The organism is Rickettsiella endosymbiont of Litargus connexus (assembly GCF_964277335.1).
Taxonomy (GTDB): Bacteria; Pseudomonadota; Gammaproteobacteria; order Diplorickettsiales; family Diplorickettsiaceae; genus Aquirickettsiella; species Aquirickettsiella isopodorum.
In genome coordinates, this window is sequence record NZ_OZ195516.1 from 932,546 (window position 1) to 950,314 (window position 17,769).

A 17,769-nucleotide genomic window follows, 5' to 3' on the forward strand; every position below is an offset into this window, starting at 1 on the left:
AGTTATTGTTCACACATTATTAATCCATTAAAGCACGGGCTACTTTTTCCATTTGCGCAGTACGCGAACCTTTAATTAAAATGGTCACCTTCTCTTGCAAACGCAATTTTAGAGCTAAAACTAATTTTTGATGATTGGAATAATGCTTTCCATTGGCACCAAATGCCTTAGCCGTTTCTTTACTTAAATCACCGTAAGTATAGACCTCATCGATGTTTAATTCTTTGGCTAATTCTCCGATTTGACGATGATAGTCCACCGCATTTTTACCTAACTCACCCATATCACCCATAACAAAAATTCGTAGGCCTGTGTAATGGGCTAATAATTTCAAGGCCACGGCGACTGAGCTCGGATTGGCATTATAACTATCATCTATGAGTGTCACACCTATTTTTGTTGTACCCACTATCGCTCTTCCTGGTACCGGCTGAGCTTTTTCTAAACCTGATTTGATAAACGATAATTCAATGCCCACTTGACTTGCCGCGGCCACAGCCGCTAAGGCATTCATCACCTGATGCTGTCCAGGTAAGTTTAAGCGAATCATCATTTCTTTTCTGCAGGGAGTATGTAATAAAAAAGTGGCTTTCCCGTCCGTATTTATTTGAATATTAGTCGCAAAAAAATCATAGGTCTCGGATAAACCAAAACTAACACAACGAAAATCGGTACAGGCTTTTTGTAATACGTCAGTAAACTTATCATCCGCATTAATAATAGCGACACCCTTCTTAACTAAACCAGAAAAAATCTCAGCTTTAGCTTGGGCAATACCGGCCATCGATCCAAATCCTTGCAAATGTGCCGGTCCAATATTAGTGACCAACGCAACATTTGGTTGGGTAATCTGGGTTAAATACTCAATTTCTCCCGCATGATTAGCACCCATTTCGATGACAGCATAATGGTGTTCGGCATTTAAATTCAGCAAGGTTAAGGGTAAACCAATCTCATTATTGAAATTTTTAAAATTAGTTAATACTGGACCCACTTCAGCCAAAATAGATCGGATCATTTCTTTGGTAGTGGTTTTTCCACAGCTACCCGTTAAGGCGATAACTGGAATAGAAAATTGACTACGATGTTGCTTAGCTAATTCACCTAAGGCTTTTCGTGTATCCTGAACGAGTACTAAAGGCAAATCAGTCTCTATAACCTGATCAACAATAGCCGCTGCAGCGCCGCTTTGTTTGACTCGTTCAATAAAATGATGTCCATCAAACTGCTCCCCGCGTATAGCAACAAAAAGTTCATGTGGTTTAATGCAACGCGAATCCAAACTTAGTCCGATATAATCGCCATCGGAACCTAATAGCTTTCCCTGAAGTCTGTTAGCCACTGTCGATAATTTCACTAAATTAACCATAAAAAAAGATAACGCTATATTAATCGATAGCTATAGATATTGCACTGATAAAACTGATAAATACATTTACCTTTAGATAGTCAGGTTAGTGAATGAAAAGTTACTGGTTTAAAAAACGTTGCACTTCGATAGCATCATCAAAAGGATACTTTATGCCATTTATCAACTGATACGCTTCGTGTCCTTTACCCGCCACTAAAACCACATCAGTGGGCTGGGCGGTTGCTAGGGTATAAGCAATAGCACGCTGTCTATCCGGTTCACGATATACCGATTTTTTACCTGTAAACCCTTTTTGAATCGCTTGCAAAATTTGTAAGGGATCTTCATCGCGCGGGTTATCATTGGTTAGTACGATGTGATCCGCTTCCTGTTCAGCAATCTCAGCCATTAAGGGCCGTTTACCTTTATCTCGATCACCACCACAACCAAATAAACAATATAGCTCACCAGCACAATGCGGTCGTAAAGCACGCAACACTTGCTGCAAAGCATCCGGCGTGTGCGCATAATCTACGACAACTAAGGCTTTTCCAGGTACATGAAAAGCTTGCATACGCCCTTTTACACCTTTTAACTTCGAGATCACTTGCGAAATTTCTGCTAAAGAAAAATGTAAATTTTTCAATATCGTCAAAACCAATAACAAATTACTTAAATTAAACGGTCCCATTAAAAATCGATTTTCGATAAATACTTCGCCCCAGGGCGTATCAATTTCTGCCCGTAAACCTTGCTCATTAAAATCAAATTTTTTTACTGTGATCTGTGGAATATGTGGCCATGCCGCTTGTGGCTTATGTAAAGAATAAGTATACACCGGTAATTGTTCAGCAAGCTCAGTTAACCATAATTGTGCGTAAGGATCATCGGCATTTAATATTGCCTGCTGCACACCCGGCAAATCAAAAATAGAACGTTTAGCTTGGGCATAAGCACTCATCGATTCATGATAATCAAGATGATCACGTGTCAAATTGGTAAATGCGGCAACAGAAAATTCTGTTCCATTTAAACGCTGTTGGGCTAATCGATGTGAAGACACTTCCATCACTACGGCTTGTGCTTGCTTATCCCGAAAATTTGCCAGCAATTGCTGTAATTCAATGGCATCCGGTGTGGTTAATTGACCCGGCTTTAAATCACCATAAAAACCATTTCCTAAGGTACCGATGACACCACAAGGTTTTTGTAACTGCTGCAAACTATCCGCTAAAAAGTGAGTACAGGACGTTTTACCATTCGTACCCGTAATGCCTATAACCGGCAAATAACGACTCGGATAATCATAAAATCGGGCGGCTATAGGTCCTAATTGTGCGGTTAAATGATGAAGTGGTAATATAGGAATGGACGACGAACTCCGCTCCACAGAATTCCCCTCCGATTCAAATAGAATAGCCGCCGCACCTTTAGCAATCGCCTCGGGTATGAAGTGACGGCCATCACGATCCAATCCAGGATAGGCAAAGAATAGATCGCCTGGCTTTACTTGACGACTATCTTGGCAAAGCCCTTTAATAATAGGATCTGCCGTTACTGAAAGACCAATCCCTATTAATAGTTGACTTAAATGCATAAAAAATACGAATGATAAGATGGCTGATTTAAATAGGTTGTTCGATCACGTCTATTCCCGAATGCATTTATTTCATGAGCCACTAAGTCTTGCTTCGCCACTAAAAAACCTCTATTATAAATAGTAATGATTCTCATTTAAAATATTTATGATCACGGAGTCTATACCCCTCACTCAATTGCGTCCGGGACAATCTGCGACTGTCGTAGGCTTCAGTTCTGATATCGCACCACCCTGTCGCAAACTATTACAACATTTAGGCATAACTCGACAAATTACCATTACCTTAATTCGACGTGCCCCACTGGGAGATCCCCTACAATTACAAATATTAGGTAGCCAATTTAGTTTACGCGCTAGAGAAGCCTGTCATATTTACGTAGAATATTCAAACTAAACTAAAAACCCATGCAAAAAAACAAGATCATTGCGATAGCCGGCAACCCAAATTGCGGTAAAACCGTTATTTTTAATGCACTCACCGGTAGTCGACAAAAAGTCGGGAATTGGGCTGGCGTTACCGTTGAACAAAAAAGCGGTTATTTTAAGGTCGGTGCACAAATTTATGAAATCGTTGATCTTCCAGGCACCTATTCCTTAAGTGTTGTTGCTAATCATTGTGCCATGGATGAAAGCATTGCCTGTCGTTATCTGGTCAATAATCGCCCTGACCTTGTCATTAACGTATTAGATTCAAGCAATCTTGAACGTCAACTGTATTTGACCGCGCAACTACTCGAAATGCAGATACCGGCTATTATCGCATTTAATATGATGGATATTGCTAAACGCCGAGGTATAAAAATTAATATCCCGCAGCTGAGCAGATTATTAAAGTGTCCTATCATCCCTTTAACTGCAATCCGTGGTATTGGAATGGCTGAATTACGCCAAGCTTTAACCACAACTCTCTCGACACAGACGACTCTTCCTTATTCTTTTAAACCTTTATTGCAAAGCGCCATACAAACACTTAACGAAAAATTATCTACAAAAACGGTACCCCGTCATTGGTTAGCGTGTCGATTATTAGAAGATGATGCACTCGCCCGTCACTATGCCACAGCAGAAGAACTTAACTTTGCACAATCATTGATTGAGATACTCAAAACACAATTAGGTGAAGAAATTGATTTGTTGATAGCCGATGCACGTTATACATGGATACAAACCATACTAAAGCAAAGCTTAATTACACACACGCCGGGCATAACTTTTACCGCGCGCATCGATCGTATTATTTTAAATCGTTGGCTAGGTATTCCTATTTTCCTTTTAGTAATGTACACACTCTTTTTATTTGCTATTAATATCGGTGGTGCTTTTCAAGATTTTTTTGATATCGGTAGCACTGCTTTGTTCATACACGGGAGTATCCATGTATTAACCCAATGGCATTTACCGGTTTGGTTGATTGCATTAATTGCCAATGGTTTAGGTAAAGGTATTAATACCACGATTAGCTTTATACCTGTCATTGGTGCGATGTTTTTATTTTTATCCTTATTAGAAGACTCTGGTTACATGGCACGCGCCGCGTTTGTGGTCGATAAATTAATGGGCGCTATCGGTTTACCCGGTAAAGCATTTGTACCGTTAATTGTTGGTTTTGGTTGTAATGTCCCTACAGTAATGGCTACGCGCACCCTAGCTTCGCCACGGGATCGTATTTTAACTGTCATGATGGCACCTTTTATGTCCTGCGGGGCACGTCTCACTGTTTATACCTTATTTGTTGCCGCTTTTTTTCCACAAGGCGGTGCTTTGATTATTTTCGCATTGTATGGCCTAGGCATACTGACAGCGATTTTCACCAGTTTATTATTACGTTCAACAACTTTAAAAGCCGAAATAACACCCATGATCTTAGAATTACCCACCTATCATTGGCCGCATTGGGGTACTATTTTTAGAAGTACCTGGCAACGTTTGAAATTATTTTTATTTAAAGCTGGCCGTTTTATTATTCCTATTTGTATGCTGATCGGTTTTTTCAATACGATTAGCATCCATGGCAAACTCATCACCGGCGAAGCCAATCAACACTCTTTATTATCCAGTATTGGAAAAACCGTCACTCCAATCTTTGCTCCGATGGGCATACAAAGCGATAATTGGCCCGCCACGGTCGGTCTAGCGACTGGTTTATTAGCGAAAGAAGTGGTTGTCGGAACCTTAAATACTTTATATTCCCAAGTAGGTCAGCTGACAGAACAAGCCGATCAATCCACACTGCGCGACGAATTAAAAACCGCCGTATTATCTATCCCTAAAAACTTACATGCGTTGGGAAAAACCCTAATCAATCCCATGGCGCTTAAAGCACAAGCACCTGAAGTAACGCAAGGAGTTTACGGTGTGATGTCGCATTATTTCGATGGCAAACTCGGTGCTTTTGCTTATTTACTATTTATTTTATTGTACTTTCCCTGTATTTCGACCATGGCAGTGATGCAACGCGAAATCGGTCGAAGTTGGACTTATTTTTCGATGGCATGGAGTACCGGAATTGCCTATGCTATCGCTACTTTATTTTATCAAACAGGAACGTTTAGCCAACATCCCTTATCCACTATTTTATGGTATCTCAACGTTGCTATAGCGCTTTATGCTACCTATCTTTTCTTGCGTTTTAAAACAATCCTGCTAACTGAATCCGATCTCCCTATCTCATCCCATCGAGAAAATTGCCATGATTAGCTTACTCACTTTAAAAAAATTTATTGCTGAAAAAAAGTTGGTTAATTTGTCGCTTATTCTACAAACCTTTGGAACTCAGCAAGAAGAAACTTTAGCGATCTTAGAACTCTTAATACACAAGGGTTGTGTAAAAAAATGTTTTAAAACCCCTCATTGCGCGACACGTTGCCTTAAATGCACACCCGATTCCTTTGCTTTATATCAGTGGGTAGAACCACCCGATCTAGCCCCCCATTCTCGCTAATTCAGGCACTCGGAACTATTTCTCGCAATACCTCTTTTATCCTAACTAACGGATTACCCTCCTGTAAGATTTCACTTAATTTTTGTCGCCAACGTCTGCCACCCGCAACACCATGAAATAAACCGAATAAAGGCTGGATTAAATGTGTCAAATTTTCACCTGACCGCAATGCTTCTTCTAGATAAGGTAAATAGTGTAAAACGAGAGATAATCGGCTCGGAATGATCCCTGCATCCTGTGGACTGATAAGCTGATCTAGCTCGGCAAATAAATAAGGATTATGCCAAGCAGCACGGCCTAGCATGACACCATCAACCTGTTGTAAATGTGCCTGCGCTGCGCTTAAACAAGCTATCCCGCCATTTAAAACAATATTTAAGTGAGGAAAATCACGTTTAATGTGATACACCCACTTATAATTTAAAGGCGGAATTTCACGGTTTTCTTTAGGGCTTAATCCTGATAACCAAGCTTTACGCGCATGGATAATAAACGTTTGACACCCCGCAAGACTGACTTGTTGAATGAATGCAGCGAGATAATCATAACTTTCATAATCATCGACACCAATTCGGGTTTTAACGGTAATCGGTAATTTAACCGCCGCACACATCTCGGCGATGCAATCAGCGACTCGTGCCGGATCTTTAAGTAATACCGCACCGAAACAGCCTGATTGCACTCTATCACTAGGACAACCGACATTCAGATTAATCTCTGAATAACCATAAGGTTCGACCATTTTAGACGCCTGGGCAAGTTCAGAAGCGATACCACCGCCCAATTGTATGGCTAACGCTTTTTCACTGGCATGAAAAGCTAATAAATGTTCACGCTGTGGATTATTTAAAATAGCCCCTGTTGTTAACATTTCCGTATAAAGCTGGGCTTTTTTGCAAATTAGCCGGAAAAAATAACGGTAATGACGGGTAGTCCAACCCATCATTGGCGCTACCATAAACGAACTAATCGGCTGTTTCTGCAGGTTTAGCATGATTTATTTCTGATAAGGGGCTTCCATGGGGGTTTTTTGCTGGTATGATAGCGCCACTGGCTTTGTTACACAAAGCCTGTTTTAAACAATAATAACAATTTGGAGACCTCGTCATGAAATTGAAACAAGCTCTCGTCATCGGTTTAAGCAGCGCGATTTTAGCTCTCCCAGCTATCGCAGCTGAATCAGCGAACCCTAGTAAAGATGCTAAAACCATCCAACCTATGACCATGGAAATGCCTGCTAGCAAAGAAGCTTTTCATCATAAAAAAGGGCACAAAAAAGTTTCTTTCGAAAGAAAAACAGACCCTAAACAAACCAAAGAAAATGCTAAACTGGATGAGCTAAACATGCTTAATTCCCACGCAAAAAAGGACCCAACAGAAAAAAACTTAATTAAGGCTTAATTAACAGCACTTAATTTTGTTAACTAAAAAGGCCGATTTCATCGGCCTTTTTTTATACTCTTCGCACTTGAATTTTTGCCTATGTCGTTGCTCAATTCGCAATCCTCATGTATCCCAATCCGCTCCGGTTGCTTCATTCTCGCGGCGCCTTGTCAAAAATCCAATTGCTGTGAGTATATTAAATTTTATACAGGTTCCAAATTTTCAACAATTAATTGCAAAGTTTTGTGCCCCTGATAATAGTTAACACCTAAACGATAGCGAGCATTAATGTACTCAGTACGGTGATTAGGCCAATGTTTAAGATTGACATTGAATGCAATCGCTTCGATCTGCTTGCTACTCACCTCCTGAATCGCTAATGTCATCTTTAAATGTTTATCTCCCACCAAACGTTGCGCAAGTAAACGAAAACAACCTTCAAACAACGGTTCTGGAAAGTCTTGACCCCAGGGACCTGCGTCATAACGTAATAGCTCGGCTAATTCTAAGCCTAGCTCTTGCTGTGTTAGTTCACCATCAGTATAACAAGTAGCCTGTAGAATATCAGGTCGCAATTGTTGCTCGCATTCATGCTGAAAAAGCTTAGCAAACTCGGCAAACGAATTTTTTTTCAAACTTAATCCGGCTGCCATCGCATGTCCGCCAAATTTATTAATCAAATGCGGATGACGCGTTGCCAGCGTTTCTAATAGATCCCGAATATGCAAGCCGTTAATAGAGCGGGCTGAACCTTTTAATTCATTGGTTTGATGTCCATCGGCAAAAATAATCGTCGGTCGATGTAAACGATCGGTTAATCGTGAAGCCAATAAACCGATGACGCCTTGATGCCAACGGCTATCGTATAAACAAATTCCTTTTTCTAAAGGCTTTTTTTCGATGTGTTTTTCTAAAATAATAAAAGCTTCTTGCTTCATGGTATTTTCTATCAAACGACGCTCTTCATTTAATTGACTGAGCTGCAAAGCGAACTCGTGTGCGCGGTTATGATCCGTTTCTAACAAACAAGCTATCCCTAAGGACATATCAGCCAATCGTCCTGCCGCATTTAAACGCGGTGCAATGCTAAACGATAAATCACTCGCAACCAGATACTCTACTTCGCGCTTCGCGATCTTAAGTAACGCAGAAATCCCTGGTCGCGCTTTACCGTTTTTAATCCATTGCAAACCTTGAGTAACTAATAAGCGATTATTTCGATCTAAGCTAACCAAATCAGCGACCGTCCCTAATGCCACTAAATCTAGAAACTGCCGCATATTGGGTACAGTAAGGTTAGTTTTTTCAAACCAAGCTTGGCTACGCAAATAGTGTCTGAGCGCCAACATCACATAAAAAATAACACCGACGCCTGCTAAGTGCTTACTTGGAAATTGATCGCCGGTTTGTTGAGGGTTAACCAACGCATCTGCAGCGGGCAAGCTGGCCGCTTGCAAATGATGATCGGTAATGACTACTTTTAATCCAGCCGATTTGGCAGCGATAACGCCTTCATGACTCGAAATACCATTATCAACGGTGACAATAACATCCGGTTTTTTCACGCGTAAAGCCAGTTCAACTATCTCGGGCGTTAAGCCATACCCATACTCAAAACGATTCGGCACTAAGAAATCAACCTGCTGCGCGCCAAAATGTCGTAACGCACTCACCGCTAAGGCACTACTAGTGGCACCATCACTATCAAAATCGCCGACAATCAGTAAACGCTGTTGCTCCATCACTGCCCTACCCAAGCATTGTGCTGCAGCTTCAATGCCGGTTAATGATTGATAATGCAGTAAATGTTGTAAGCCATAATCCAACTCCTCCGTGGATTGAATACCACGTGCCGCATAGACCCGCTGTAAAACAGGGTGTAAATGATTTAAATCTTCAATTAAATTGAATTTGCGACGTAAGATGGTTTTATTCATGATTTAAATAGATTAATCCTTAAACCTATGTACACTCCTAGGCGGTACATAGCTGATCCTTGAGAGGGTTGTGAATTGATCAGCCACAGAGATAAAAATTCAAGTGCGAAGAGTATATAAGTATTTTTTTTATCCGTATATAATTTAATGCCACTATTTTTAACTTGTAATCCGTTATGGAATTAAACCTAGACACCGGCGCAGGCCATTATCAGATTCGCGCCTATGCGAAAGATTTTATTCAAGTAAATGAACAAAAAATCCGACATAGCCTTATCGTTATGCCCGATCAGCTGATAGCACCTTGGCCTCCTCACTCCATGGCTGACTTAACTGCCGACTCTTTACAAATAATTATTGATCTACACCCTTGTATCGTATTACTCGGCAGTGGCGAAAAGTTAGTTTTTCCCGATGCTGCGTTGTTAAACATTTTTTATCAACACAAAATAGGCATAGAAATCATGAATAACGGTGCTGCGTGTCGTACTTACACGGTGCTAATGTCTGAAGGGCGTAAAGTGGCTGCAGCTTTGTTGATTCCTTAGGAAACATAACTCCGTATTTACAAAATTTATTATTATTTTCACCGTTGCACTCTAAATTGTTCGGAAGATTTTCTGTCATTCCTTTCTCATCGATAGTTGGTGTTAAGGTATCAGAAAATTCTTTAAGTTTATTGTTAATTTTTACATTTAATTGGCTTTGTCGTTGTTCTAATTTTTTCAATTCATTAATAGTTTTTTCTAGCTGAGCATACTGTTTATTTTCAGCTTTTATTTCAGCCGAACTAAACAAATCTCGCATCCAAAAATAAGCACCATGCAATAATTTACTCAATGTAACAGGCCCTGCTATCAGCATAGCTACCATTGACGTACTCGTTACAAAAAACGGCAATAGCGGCCCTAGCGATATGGGTGTAGATGCCATTAGCAACATAATGAAAGCAAAGGCATATAAACTAATTCCCACACAGGAAGTTATTGCCGAATATTGAAAAATTTTATTCCAACTCTGTTCAGCCTTTTGCTTTCGGGAATAAGTGGGATGATTTTTCTTTTGTTGTTCTAATCGTTGTAGTTGGTCTTTTAAGCCGAGCTGCATAAAGTCAGCGTTCCCTTGAACAAAAAGCTTAAACGGGAAACATTTAATAAGATTATTCAGCTTAAAGTTTATTTTTGTAGATAAATAGTTTTTTTCAGCCGCTAATTCTTTTAATTCAATCAGATTTTTGCAGCATTGATCATACTCTTTATTTTGTATTTTTATTTTCTTAGCACTAAATAAATCACGTGTCCACAAATAAGGATTATAGAGAGGCAAAGCAAAAAAGCGAGTTGCAGCTGACAAAAGCAATACAGATTCAACAATAATAACAGATAAAACTGTTCCTAATAAAGCAACGGTCAACCAGCCCCCTAAACCAAAAATAATAACTCCTATTAAGGCAGTAATGGCGAAAACTATAAAAAAAGTCTCGCTATTTTTTTTATCTTTTTTTCTTCGTGAGGCAGCCGGGAGTGTATTAACTTCATATTCTAATGTTTTTATTTGCTTAGCTAAATTTTTTTCAAGCGTAGTTTTTTTTTGCTGGTTAAATGGCGACATAATTTTTTTTGGTAGAGAAAATTAATGTCGTAAATTTTAACATAACTGATTCGATTTTTACTCAAAATATTTCAAGCACTTTTATAATTTATATTTTTCTTGATTTAGGAAAAAAACACGTTCACTTCAATCGATTGAAATATTTTTTGAATCATTCTCACATAAGTCTGTATTTCAAATTTTTTTGTACACTTTTGCAAAGAAGTAAAAAAGAAAAAGTGAAAAGTCTTTTGTTCATATTTATTTAAGTTTGCTTCTATATATTACGCACTCTTTTTTAGATAAAAGAAAATAATAAGAATGCGCTACTCCAATATCCGCAGCTGGTCTCTAGATAATTCACGTTCACCTGACACAACCCCTATCGATTTTTATCTTGATTTGACGGATAAAGTAAAACAATCCCCTTCACTTGAACAAGCGATTCGTCAGGCCGCTAATAGTTTAAATCGACTTCTTTTTCCAATGTTCCAATTTAAGGTAAATATACAAGCCCCTTTAGTTAAAAAAACTCGCCATATTGTGGTCGATCATTCTGAATGCCAAGCGCTGATGGGGGCTCAAGAGGATAGGAATGGAAATAAAAATGGCTACATTTCGTGCTTTATTGGTGGAGGATGGAGAGGCGATTGGAAGACACATAATGTAGATTCTATCATTCACGAGCTTTTACATACGATAGGGAGAAATCACGAACAGGTACATCCCGATTCATTCGGTATGATTGAATATTTTAACAGTCCTACTAAATTACCATCGGAAAATTTTTTAGAATACTATGACCCATGGAGTCCTATGCACTATTCACTAGAATTAATTCGCGTGGTCATGGGAGGGGGAAGGGTTGCGCCCAAAACTACCGTTATGGAAAGCTTAACCAATCAGGGTTATCCCCACAAACTAGCCCTAGACTATTATGAAGCATTATTAGGATTAAATGAGAATAGCAACAACTTTGATGCTTTTAATCTTGGTTTTGGTTTACTCACGCAACGTGATTTTCATTCGCTGCATAAAACTGCTCGGATCATTGATCCTAAAATGCATGCGTTAACGCAACCTACTCCACTTTTTGCGTTCACAACCAATAATAATAAGATCTCCTATCGCTATCTATTAAAGTTAACTAAAATTTTTGTTAGTCCTTGGTATCAAAAGCAAAAACTCATTGTTGTTGCTGACACCAAGGAATTAGAAATCAATTCGAGTCATTGCTACATCGTGGACCTTAAGAGTCTTTTTCAGGTTTCTCCCAACGAGCGTAATATACATTGTGAAATTATCACAAGCGTTTTACAAGAGCGCAATGGCACACAGTTTTCAGGTTTTCCGAGGAAAGAAGGAGACAGCTGCACTTTGATGATAGGCAAAGGTTTTCTTGATCTTTGGCACTCCTCTATCCAATGCCGTATTACTTTTTATCCCGTCGATCAGCCTTCTGCTAACTCCTCAAGTACATTACAATTGTTGCACCCCAATACACAAAGTAATACTACATACATTGAATCCTCTCTTTGTCTCTCTGTTCCAAACGGTGAACCTTTTAATCGTATAGACAATACGACATGGATACCTTTCTTTAACTCGGAGACAGTACCCGGATCTAATTTATATTTTTACGAAAGAAACAAGTTTTTTTCTAGACTCGTATTGAATACAGTCCCTTTTTTTGTTGCGGGCCTAGTCACCGGCCTCAGTAAGCGTGCTGAGGGGTTTGTTTCTTCCTACTTCAATGAAAATCCTTTTAATGCTTCTGGCTATTGGAAACGCTTACCTCAATTGATTCAATTAGTCATCCATACCGGACTAACCAGTTATGCCATGCTTCAACATATTACTGAAGAAAAGGCAAGACAATTATTGATGCCCCTTTTGGATGAAAATAGACAGTTATTTCAAACAGCTGATCTCATGGACCGATTAAATAATGATGAATTTTTACCCTTAGCGCTTCCTTATGCAGTTAATCTGTCTGCTCTACTCGCTTCTATATTCATAAAACCTATCCGCCATCACTGGATTACCCGAATTGGCTTAACCAATGCGTTGACTATTCTGACCGCTTGTATCGCTAATCAGGGTAACTCCTATAGCTATCTGGAGCTTGCTATCGGTATTAGTGTGTATATAGGCGGGACACTCATTGGATATTGTTTAACCGGGTGTAGTTTATCTCTTTTACTAAAACTGAAAACTCACCTGCCGTTTAGTCAATTAAAAGTAATTGAGGATACCTCAGCAAAAAATAGTCATCGCGAGATTAGGGTATCGTTGATTGAGGAAGACCAAGCTAATCGTGATAGCAGTCCAAAAGAAACTCTTTCTGTGGCAGAAGCAATAAGACACGCTTGGAATAGTGTTTCTCTCTCGAGATTTACAACCGCCCTGTTACATTCATCTTTCTTTACTTATTGCCGATCATCAGAATATGAGACAATAGGTTTGGAAAATCATTCGCAGATACGTCTCATTCACGTGGCGAAAATCCAATAGAATGAGCGACTCTCTTCCATAATAAAAATGCAGCGGGAATAACTAGCAACGTAAGAACAGTCGCACTGATCATTCCTCCGACCATCGGTGCTGCAATACGACGTGTTACCTCTATCCCTGTGCCATTTAATAGCATGATAGGTAACAAACCACCAATGATCGCGCATACCGTCATCAAAATAGGCCTCAATCGTAAAAGGGAGCCATTAATTACGGCTTGTTTGATATCCTCTGGAGTGAGTGCGCGGTTTTCTTTTTCTGCTAACAATTTCTGAGTCTCAAATGCTTCATTGAGGTAAACCAACATAACAACGCCAATTTCAACCGCAACACCCGCCAATGCAATAAAACCAACCGCAACAGCCACCGATAAATTATAACTTAAAAAATACAGTAACCACACGCCCCCGATTAAAGCAAAAGGTAATGTACCTAAAATAATAAGTACTTCAGACACTCTTCTAAAATAGAGGTATAACAATAAAATAATAATTCCCAGTGTTAATGGAATTAATAGTTGTAAACGCGCTTTCGCCCTCTGCATATATTGATACTGACCGGTCCACGTTAGTGAATAATTAGCCGGTAATTTCAACTGTTGTTGAAGCGCTAGTTTGGCTTTATCAATATATCCACCTAAATCAGAACCTTTAATATCAATCAACACCCAACTGGCAATGCGCGCATCTTCACTTTTTATCACTGGCGGGCCATCAGCCACATAAATCTTAGCGACATCAACTAAAGGAATTTGTGCCCCTGTCGGTGTCACAATCGGCAACATTTTAAGTTTTGAAATAGAATCTCTTTCGTATTGAGGATAGCGTAGATTCACAGGATAACGTTCTAAACCTTCTACGGTTTGTGTAATATTCATCCCCCCAATGGCGGTACGTACGATATCATCAATATCTGAAATGTTTAACCCAAACCGTGCAGCTGCTTTGCGATCAATATCGATGTTAACATAGCGTCCTGCGGCCGAATGTTCTGCATAAACGGATGCCGTACCGGGAACTTTTTTTAATATCTTTTCAATATTTTCACCAATCGCTTGGAGTACCGATAATTGAGGTCCCGAAACCTTGATTCCAACGGGTGTTTTTACGCCCGTCGCCAACATGTCAATGCGATTTCTTATAGGCATCACCCACGCATTAGTTAAACCGGGCACTTGCAGTCGTTGGCGAAGGTTTTCCCTAATTTTTTTAATGGTCATCCCTGCGGGCCATTCATTTTTTGGTTTAAATTGAATGACTGATTCAATCATTGTGAGGGGAGCCGGATCAGTAGCTGTTTCTGCTCGTCCTACCTTACCAAAAACAGTTTTTACCTCAGGCACACTTTTAATTAATTTATCCGTTTGCTGCAATATTTTCCGTGCTTCACCAATCGAAACACTCGGCAACATGCTGGGCATATAGACCCAATCCCCCTCATCTAAATTAGGCATAAACTCTGAACCTAGATGGCTATATGGCCAAATAGAAAAAACCATAAAAACAAATGCCAAACTTAAAATACTTTTGGGAAATCTTAATACAAAGTGGATAACAGGACGATAAGCGGCTGTCAATGCTCTATTCACTGGATTTTTTTGTTCCGGTAAAATTTTTCCCCGAATAAAATAACCCATGAGAACGGGGACCAAAGTGATTGATAACCCTGCTGCAACCGCCATCGCAAAGGTTTTGGTAAAGGCTAATGGCGCGAATAATCGCCCTTCTTGCGCTTGTAAGCCAAATACAGGTAAAAAACTTAAGGTGATAATAAGTAGCGAGAAAAATAATGGTGGACCCACCTGAACCGCTGATTTTCTAATGACTTCCCATCGATTTTCATCTGTAATGACTTCTTTTTCAAAATGCTTATGAACGTTTTCAATCATGACGATAGTTGCATCCACCATTGCACCAATCGCAATGGCAATGCCACCGAGTGACATAATATTGGCATTCATTCCTTGCAAATACATAAGAATAAATGCACCTAAAATACCAATGGGTAAACTGATTATAATAATCAATGATGAACGTAGATGAAAAAGAAAGACCAAGCAGATCAAAGTAACCATAATAGATTCTTCGAATAACTTTGATTGTAACGAATGAATCGCGCGTAAAATTAACCCTGAACGATTATACGTTTCAACAATTTGTACTCCCTTGGGGAGGCTTTTTTGAAGCTCATGTAACTTAGTTTTGACCCCTTGAATGGTTTTTAGTGCATTCCCACCAAAGCGCATGACGACAACACCCCCCACCACTTCACCTTGACCATTTAACTCTGCAATGCCTCGTCGCTCTTGTGGACCTCGTGTGACATCAGCCAGATTAGATAATAAAATTGGCGTACCGTTTTTACTTACCCCTAAAGGGATGTCTTTAATCGCTTGAATAGTTTGGATGTAACCCGAAGCGCGGATCATATGTTCGCTTCCACCCAACTCAATAACAGACCCCCCCACTTCTTGATTTGCGTTTTGAATGGATTTTTTGACTTGTTTTAGAGTTAACCCATAAGCACGTAATCGATTAGGCTCTAAGGTAATTTGATATTGCTTTACCATGCCTCCGATAGTAGCCACTTCAGAAACTCCCGGAACAGTTTGCAACTCGTATTTTAAAAACCAATTTTGTAGGCTGGTTAATTCCGATAAATCGTGCTTACCGGTTTTATCAATGAGTGCGTACTCATAAATCCAACCTACGCCTGTCGCATCAGGGCCCAATTCAGGTTTTGCAGAGGGAGGCAAACTACTTGCCACTTGACTTAAATACTCGAGTACACGCGATCGGGCCCAATATAAATTGGTACCACCTTTAAAAATGACATAGACATAAGAGTCACCAAAAAAAGAATAACCACGGACTGTGACTGCCTTAGGTACAGATAACATGGCTGTTGTCAGCGGGTAGGTGACTTGATCTTCGACAACTTGCGGTGCTTGGCCTGGATAAGATGTTTTAATAATAACTTGTACATCGGATAGATCGGGGATTGCATCCACTGCAGTGTGTTTAAGCACATAGATCCCAGAAGCGATAATAAAAAAAGTCGCCACTAAAATTAGAAACCGATTTTTCAGTGACCAATTAATTATTTGAGCGATCATCTACTGTTTCCCTTCTCAGTAGCCTCTCGCTGAGAAAGTGCTTCCTTGTCTTTTATCACTTGATTTTTGGTAATGTCATACTTTCCACTAGTATTTGAAGTGAGTGTGGTTGTTTGTTTCTCGGAGGGGGAGCTAATTCTTGTCAGGCTGGCTTCCAAATTGGATTCAGAATCAATTAAAAATTGCGCTGATGTCACAATTTTATCTCCTGCCTTTAAACCGGATAATACCGCAACCCAGTTGCCTGATTCGATACCGATAGAAACTGCTTGAGCACGAAACTTTCCATTGCCTAAAGCTAATATGACGCGATCACCTTCCCCTGTTCGAATAAGTGATTCGTGTGGTATGGCTAATACTTTTTCGACTGGTTTTGCAAAAATTTTAATATTGGCATACATTTCTGGCTTGAGTGCTAAATCAGGATTAGGAAATAATATACGAACACGGAGTGTATGTGTTTTAGGGTCAAGTTGCGGATAGACATAATCTACTTGCCCTTGCCAAACTTTACCGGGTAGATAAGAAAATGTCGCTATGGCAGTTTGTTTTTCTTTTACCCAATTGGCTTGATTATCAAAGACTTCAGCAATGACCCAAATGTTTGATAAATCTTCAATGGTCATTAGGCTTGTATTAGGCTTAACAAACATGCCTTCACGAATGTTAAGCGAGGAAATAATGCCATTTTCACTTACATACAAAGGTATCAGTTTATTGGCTTTTCGTGTTTGTTTTAATCGGTTAATCTGCTGCGGTGACACCCCAAGGGTTACCAATTTCTTCTCATTAGCATGAATTAATGCGGCGTCCTTGTTTTTTAGTGCCAGCAAGTATTCTTCTTGTGCATTATTTAGAGTCGGCGAATAAATGTCGGCTAAGACTTGACCTTTTCTAACACTTTCACCTGTTTTGTTGACATAAAGTTTTCGGATCCAACCGGAGGTATAGAGATTAACCTGCTCGATGTGGTCTTCATTGGCAGTAACATAACCCACCGTATCGATGATGCGCGGTAATGTGCGTAGACTAACCAGCGCGGTTCTTACTCCTAAATTGTCTACCATCTGTGGTGAAATTTTTACAATATCTTTATCTTGAGCTTCTTGATTCGCATAAACAGGAATTAAATCCATTCCCATTGGCGATTTCCCAGGTTTATTGCTGTGATAATGAGGATCCATGGGGGCTGCCCAATATAAAATTTTACGTTCTTTTAGCTTTGCAGAAGTGGAGGGTGTTTTTGAGGTACCCGCTAACCAGTTCCGGTAGGTCAGCATACCGGAGACATAAATGAAAACAAAAAGACTAACCCACCCTATCCATTTTTTCATAGGA

The 17,769-nt window shown here is 39.7% G+C and carries 14 protein-coding genes; 6 read left to right on the forward strand and 8 right to left on the reverse strand.

The window, feature by feature from the left end; all coding sequences use genetic code 11:
• Positions 1-19 precede the first annotated feature (19 nt).
• Both murF and ACICP9_RS04185 read right to left on the reverse strand, forming a co-directional pair.
• Positions 20-1,369, reverse strand: coding sequence for a UDP-N-acetylmuramoyl-tripeptide--D-alanyl-D-alanine ligase (gene murF, locus ACICP9_RS04180; RefSeq protein ID WP_395497032.1), 1,350 nt, complete (start codon positions 1,367-1,369; stop codon positions 20-22).
• A 100-nt stretch (positions 1,370-1,469) separates the two neighbouring features.
• On the reverse strand, positions 1,470-2,948 hold the full coding sequence (locus tag ACICP9_RS04185; RefSeq protein WP_395497033.1) for a UDP-N-acetylmuramoyl-L-alanyl-D-glutamate--2,6-diaminopimelate ligase: 1,479 nt from the start codon (positions 2,946-2,948) through the stop codon (positions 1,470-1,472).
• Positions 2,949-3,096: 148 nt separating this feature from the next.
• On the opposite strand from ACICP9_RS04185, the gene ACICP9_RS04190 reads away from it, so the two are divergent.
• Genes ACICP9_RS04190 through ACICP9_RS04200 form a run of 3 tightly spaced genes read left to right on the forward strand, consistent with a single transcriptional unit; the run spans position 3,097 to position 5,892 of the window.
• On the forward strand, positions 3,097-3,345 hold the full coding sequence (locus ACICP9_RS04190; protein ID WP_395497034.1) for a ferrous iron transport protein A: 249 nt from the start codon (positions 3,097-3,099) through the stop codon (positions 3,343-3,345).
• An 11-nt stretch (positions 3,346-3,356) separates the two neighbouring features.
• Positions 3,357-5,648, forward strand: a complete 2,292-nt coding sequence (feoB, locus tag ACICP9_RS04195; protein ID WP_395497035.1) for a Fe(2+) transporter permease subunit FeoB — start codon at positions 3,357-3,359, stop codon at positions 5,646-5,648.
• Positions 5,641-5,892 carry a FeoC-like transcriptional regulator gene (locus ACICP9_RS04200; protein WP_395497036.1) on the forward strand — a complete coding sequence of 84 codons (252 nt, stop codon included), beginning with the start codon at positions 5,641-5,643 and terminating at the stop codon, positions 5,890-5,892. The genes feoB and ACICP9_RS04200 overlap by 8 nt, the downstream gene beginning before the upstream one ends.
• A gap of 1 nt (position 5,893) precedes the next feature.
• On the opposite strand, the gene dusA is transcribed toward ACICP9_RS04200, so the two are convergent.
• Both dusA and ACICP9_RS04210 read right to left on the reverse strand, forming a co-directional pair.
• Entirely contained in the window at positions 5,894-6,886 is a 993-nt protein-coding gene (gene dusA / locus ACICP9_RS04205; protein ID WP_395497037.1) for a tRNA dihydrouridine(20/20a) synthase DusA, read from the reverse strand.
• A complete protein-coding gene (locus ACICP9_RS04210) occupies positions 6,858-7,001 on the reverse strand; it encodes a hypothetical protein (protein WP_171910807.1) in 144 nt (47 codons plus the stop codon). The genes dusA and ACICP9_RS04210 overlap by 29 nt, the downstream gene beginning before the upstream one ends.
• Between ACICP9_RS04210 and ACICP9_RS04215 the strand changes: the two genes are divergently transcribed.
• A complete protein-coding gene (locus ACICP9_RS04215; protein WP_395497039.1) occupies positions 7,000-7,293 on the forward strand; it encodes a hypothetical protein in 294 nt (97 codons plus the stop codon). The genes ACICP9_RS04210 and ACICP9_RS04215 overlap by 2 nt on opposite strands.
• Before the next feature lie 185 nt (positions 7,294-7,478).
• Here ACICP9_RS04215 and recJ read toward each other — a convergent pair whose 3' ends face one another.
• On the reverse strand, positions 7,479-9,212 hold the full coding sequence (gene recJ / locus ACICP9_RS04220) for a single-stranded-DNA-specific exonuclease RecJ (RefSeq protein ID WP_395497041.1): 1,734 nt from the start codon (positions 9,210-9,212) through the stop codon (positions 7,479-7,481).
• 176 nt (positions 9,213-9,388) lie between these two features.
• Here recJ and ACICP9_RS04225 point away from each other — a divergent pair, with 176 nt between their 5' ends.
• On the forward strand, positions 9,389-9,760 hold the full coding sequence (locus ACICP9_RS04225; RefSeq protein WP_395497043.1) for an Mth938-like domain-containing protein: 372 nt from the start codon (positions 9,389-9,391) through the stop codon (positions 9,758-9,760).
• Here the strand turns inward: ACICP9_RS04225 and ACICP9_RS04230 are convergent.
• Positions 9,675-10,823, reverse strand: a complete 1,149-nt coding sequence (locus tag ACICP9_RS04230; protein ID WP_395497045.1) for a hypothetical protein — start codon at positions 10,821-10,823, stop codon at positions 9,675-9,677. The two genes, ACICP9_RS04225 and ACICP9_RS04230, sit on opposite strands and share 86 nt — an antisense overlap.
• 300 nt (positions 10,824-11,123) lie before the next feature.
• Between ACICP9_RS04230 and ACICP9_RS04235 the strand changes: the two genes are divergently transcribed.
• Complete coding sequence (locus ACICP9_RS04235; protein WP_395497047.1) at positions 11,124-13,316, forward strand: hypothetical protein; 2,193 nt, start codon at positions 11,124-11,126, stop codon at positions 13,314-13,316.
• On the opposite strand, the gene ACICP9_RS04240 is transcribed toward ACICP9_RS04235, so the two are convergent.
• Positions 13,291-16,431 (reverse strand): efflux RND transporter permease subunit, encoded by a 3,141-nt coding sequence (locus tag ACICP9_RS04240; protein ID WP_395497049.1) that lies wholly within the window; start codon positions 16,429-16,431, stop codon positions 13,291-13,293. The genes ACICP9_RS04235 and ACICP9_RS04240 overlap by 26 nt on opposite strands.
• Positions 16,428-17,765 (reverse strand): efflux RND transporter periplasmic adaptor subunit, encoded by a 1,338-nt coding sequence (locus ACICP9_RS04245; protein WP_395497051.1) that lies wholly within the window; start codon positions 17,763-17,765, stop codon positions 16,428-16,430. Before ACICP9_RS04245 ends, ACICP9_RS04240 begins: the two co-directional genes overlap by 4 nt.
• Between the last annotated feature and the right edge of the window lie 4 nt (positions 17,766-17,769).

What these genes read in the sequence shown, in the direction of transcription:
- ACICP9_RS04215 (WP_395497039.1), top strand. Translation starts at nt 7,000, where the DNA reads ATGAAATTGAAACAAGCTCTCGTCATCGGTTTAAGCAGCGCGATTTTA.
- ACICP9_RS04210 (WP_171910807.1), bottom strand. Translation starts at nt 7,001, where the DNA reads ATGACGAGGTCTCCAAATTGTTATTATTGTTTAAAACAGGCTTTGTGT.
- dusA (WP_395497037.1), bottom strand. Translation starts at nt 6,886, where the DNA reads ATGCTAAACCTGCAGAAACAGCCGATTAGTTCGTTTATGGTAGCGCCA.
- feoB (WP_395497035.1), top strand. Translation starts at nt 3,357, where the DNA reads ATGCAAAAAAACAAGATCATTGCGATAGCCGGCAACCCAAATTGCGGT.
- ACICP9_RS04240 (WP_395497049.1), bottom strand. Translation starts at nt 16,431, where the DNA reads ATGATCGCTCAAATAATTAATTGGTCACTGAAAAATCGGTTTCTAATT.
- ACICP9_RS04230 (WP_395497045.1), bottom strand. Translation starts at nt 10,823, where the DNA reads ATGTCGCCATTTAACCAGCAAAAAAAAACTACGCTTGAAAAAAATTTA.
- ACICP9_RS04185 (WP_395497033.1), bottom strand. Translation starts at nt 2,948, where the DNA reads ATGCATTTAAGTCAACTATTAATAGGGATTGGTCTTTCAGTAACGGCA.
- ACICP9_RS04200 (WP_395497036.1), top strand. Translation starts at nt 5,641, where the DNA reads ATGATTAGCTTACTCACTTTAAAAAAATTTATTGCTGAAAAAAAGTTG.
- recJ (WP_395497041.1), bottom strand. Translation starts at nt 9,212, where the DNA reads ATGAATAAAACCATCTTACGTCGCAAATTCAATTTAATTGAAGATTTA.
- murF (WP_395497032.1), bottom strand. Translation starts at nt 1,369, where the DNA reads ATGGTTAATTTAGTGAAATTATCGACAGTGGCTAACAGACTTCAGGGA.
- ACICP9_RS04235 (WP_395497047.1), top strand. Translation starts at nt 11,124, where the DNA reads ATGCGCTACTCCAATATCCGCAGCTGGTCTCTAGATAATTCACGTTCA.
- ACICP9_RS04245 (WP_395497051.1), bottom strand. Translation starts at nt 17,765, where the DNA reads ATGAAAAAATGGATAGGGTGGGTTAGTCTTTTTGTTTTCATTTATGTC.
- ACICP9_RS04190 (WP_395497034.1), top strand. Translation starts at nt 3,097, where the DNA reads ATGATCACGGAGTCTATACCCCTCACTCAATTGCGTCCGGGACAATCT.
- ACICP9_RS04225 (WP_395497043.1), top strand. Translation starts at nt 9,389, where the DNA reads ATGGAATTAAACCTAGACACCGGCGCAGGCCATTATCAGATTCGCGCC.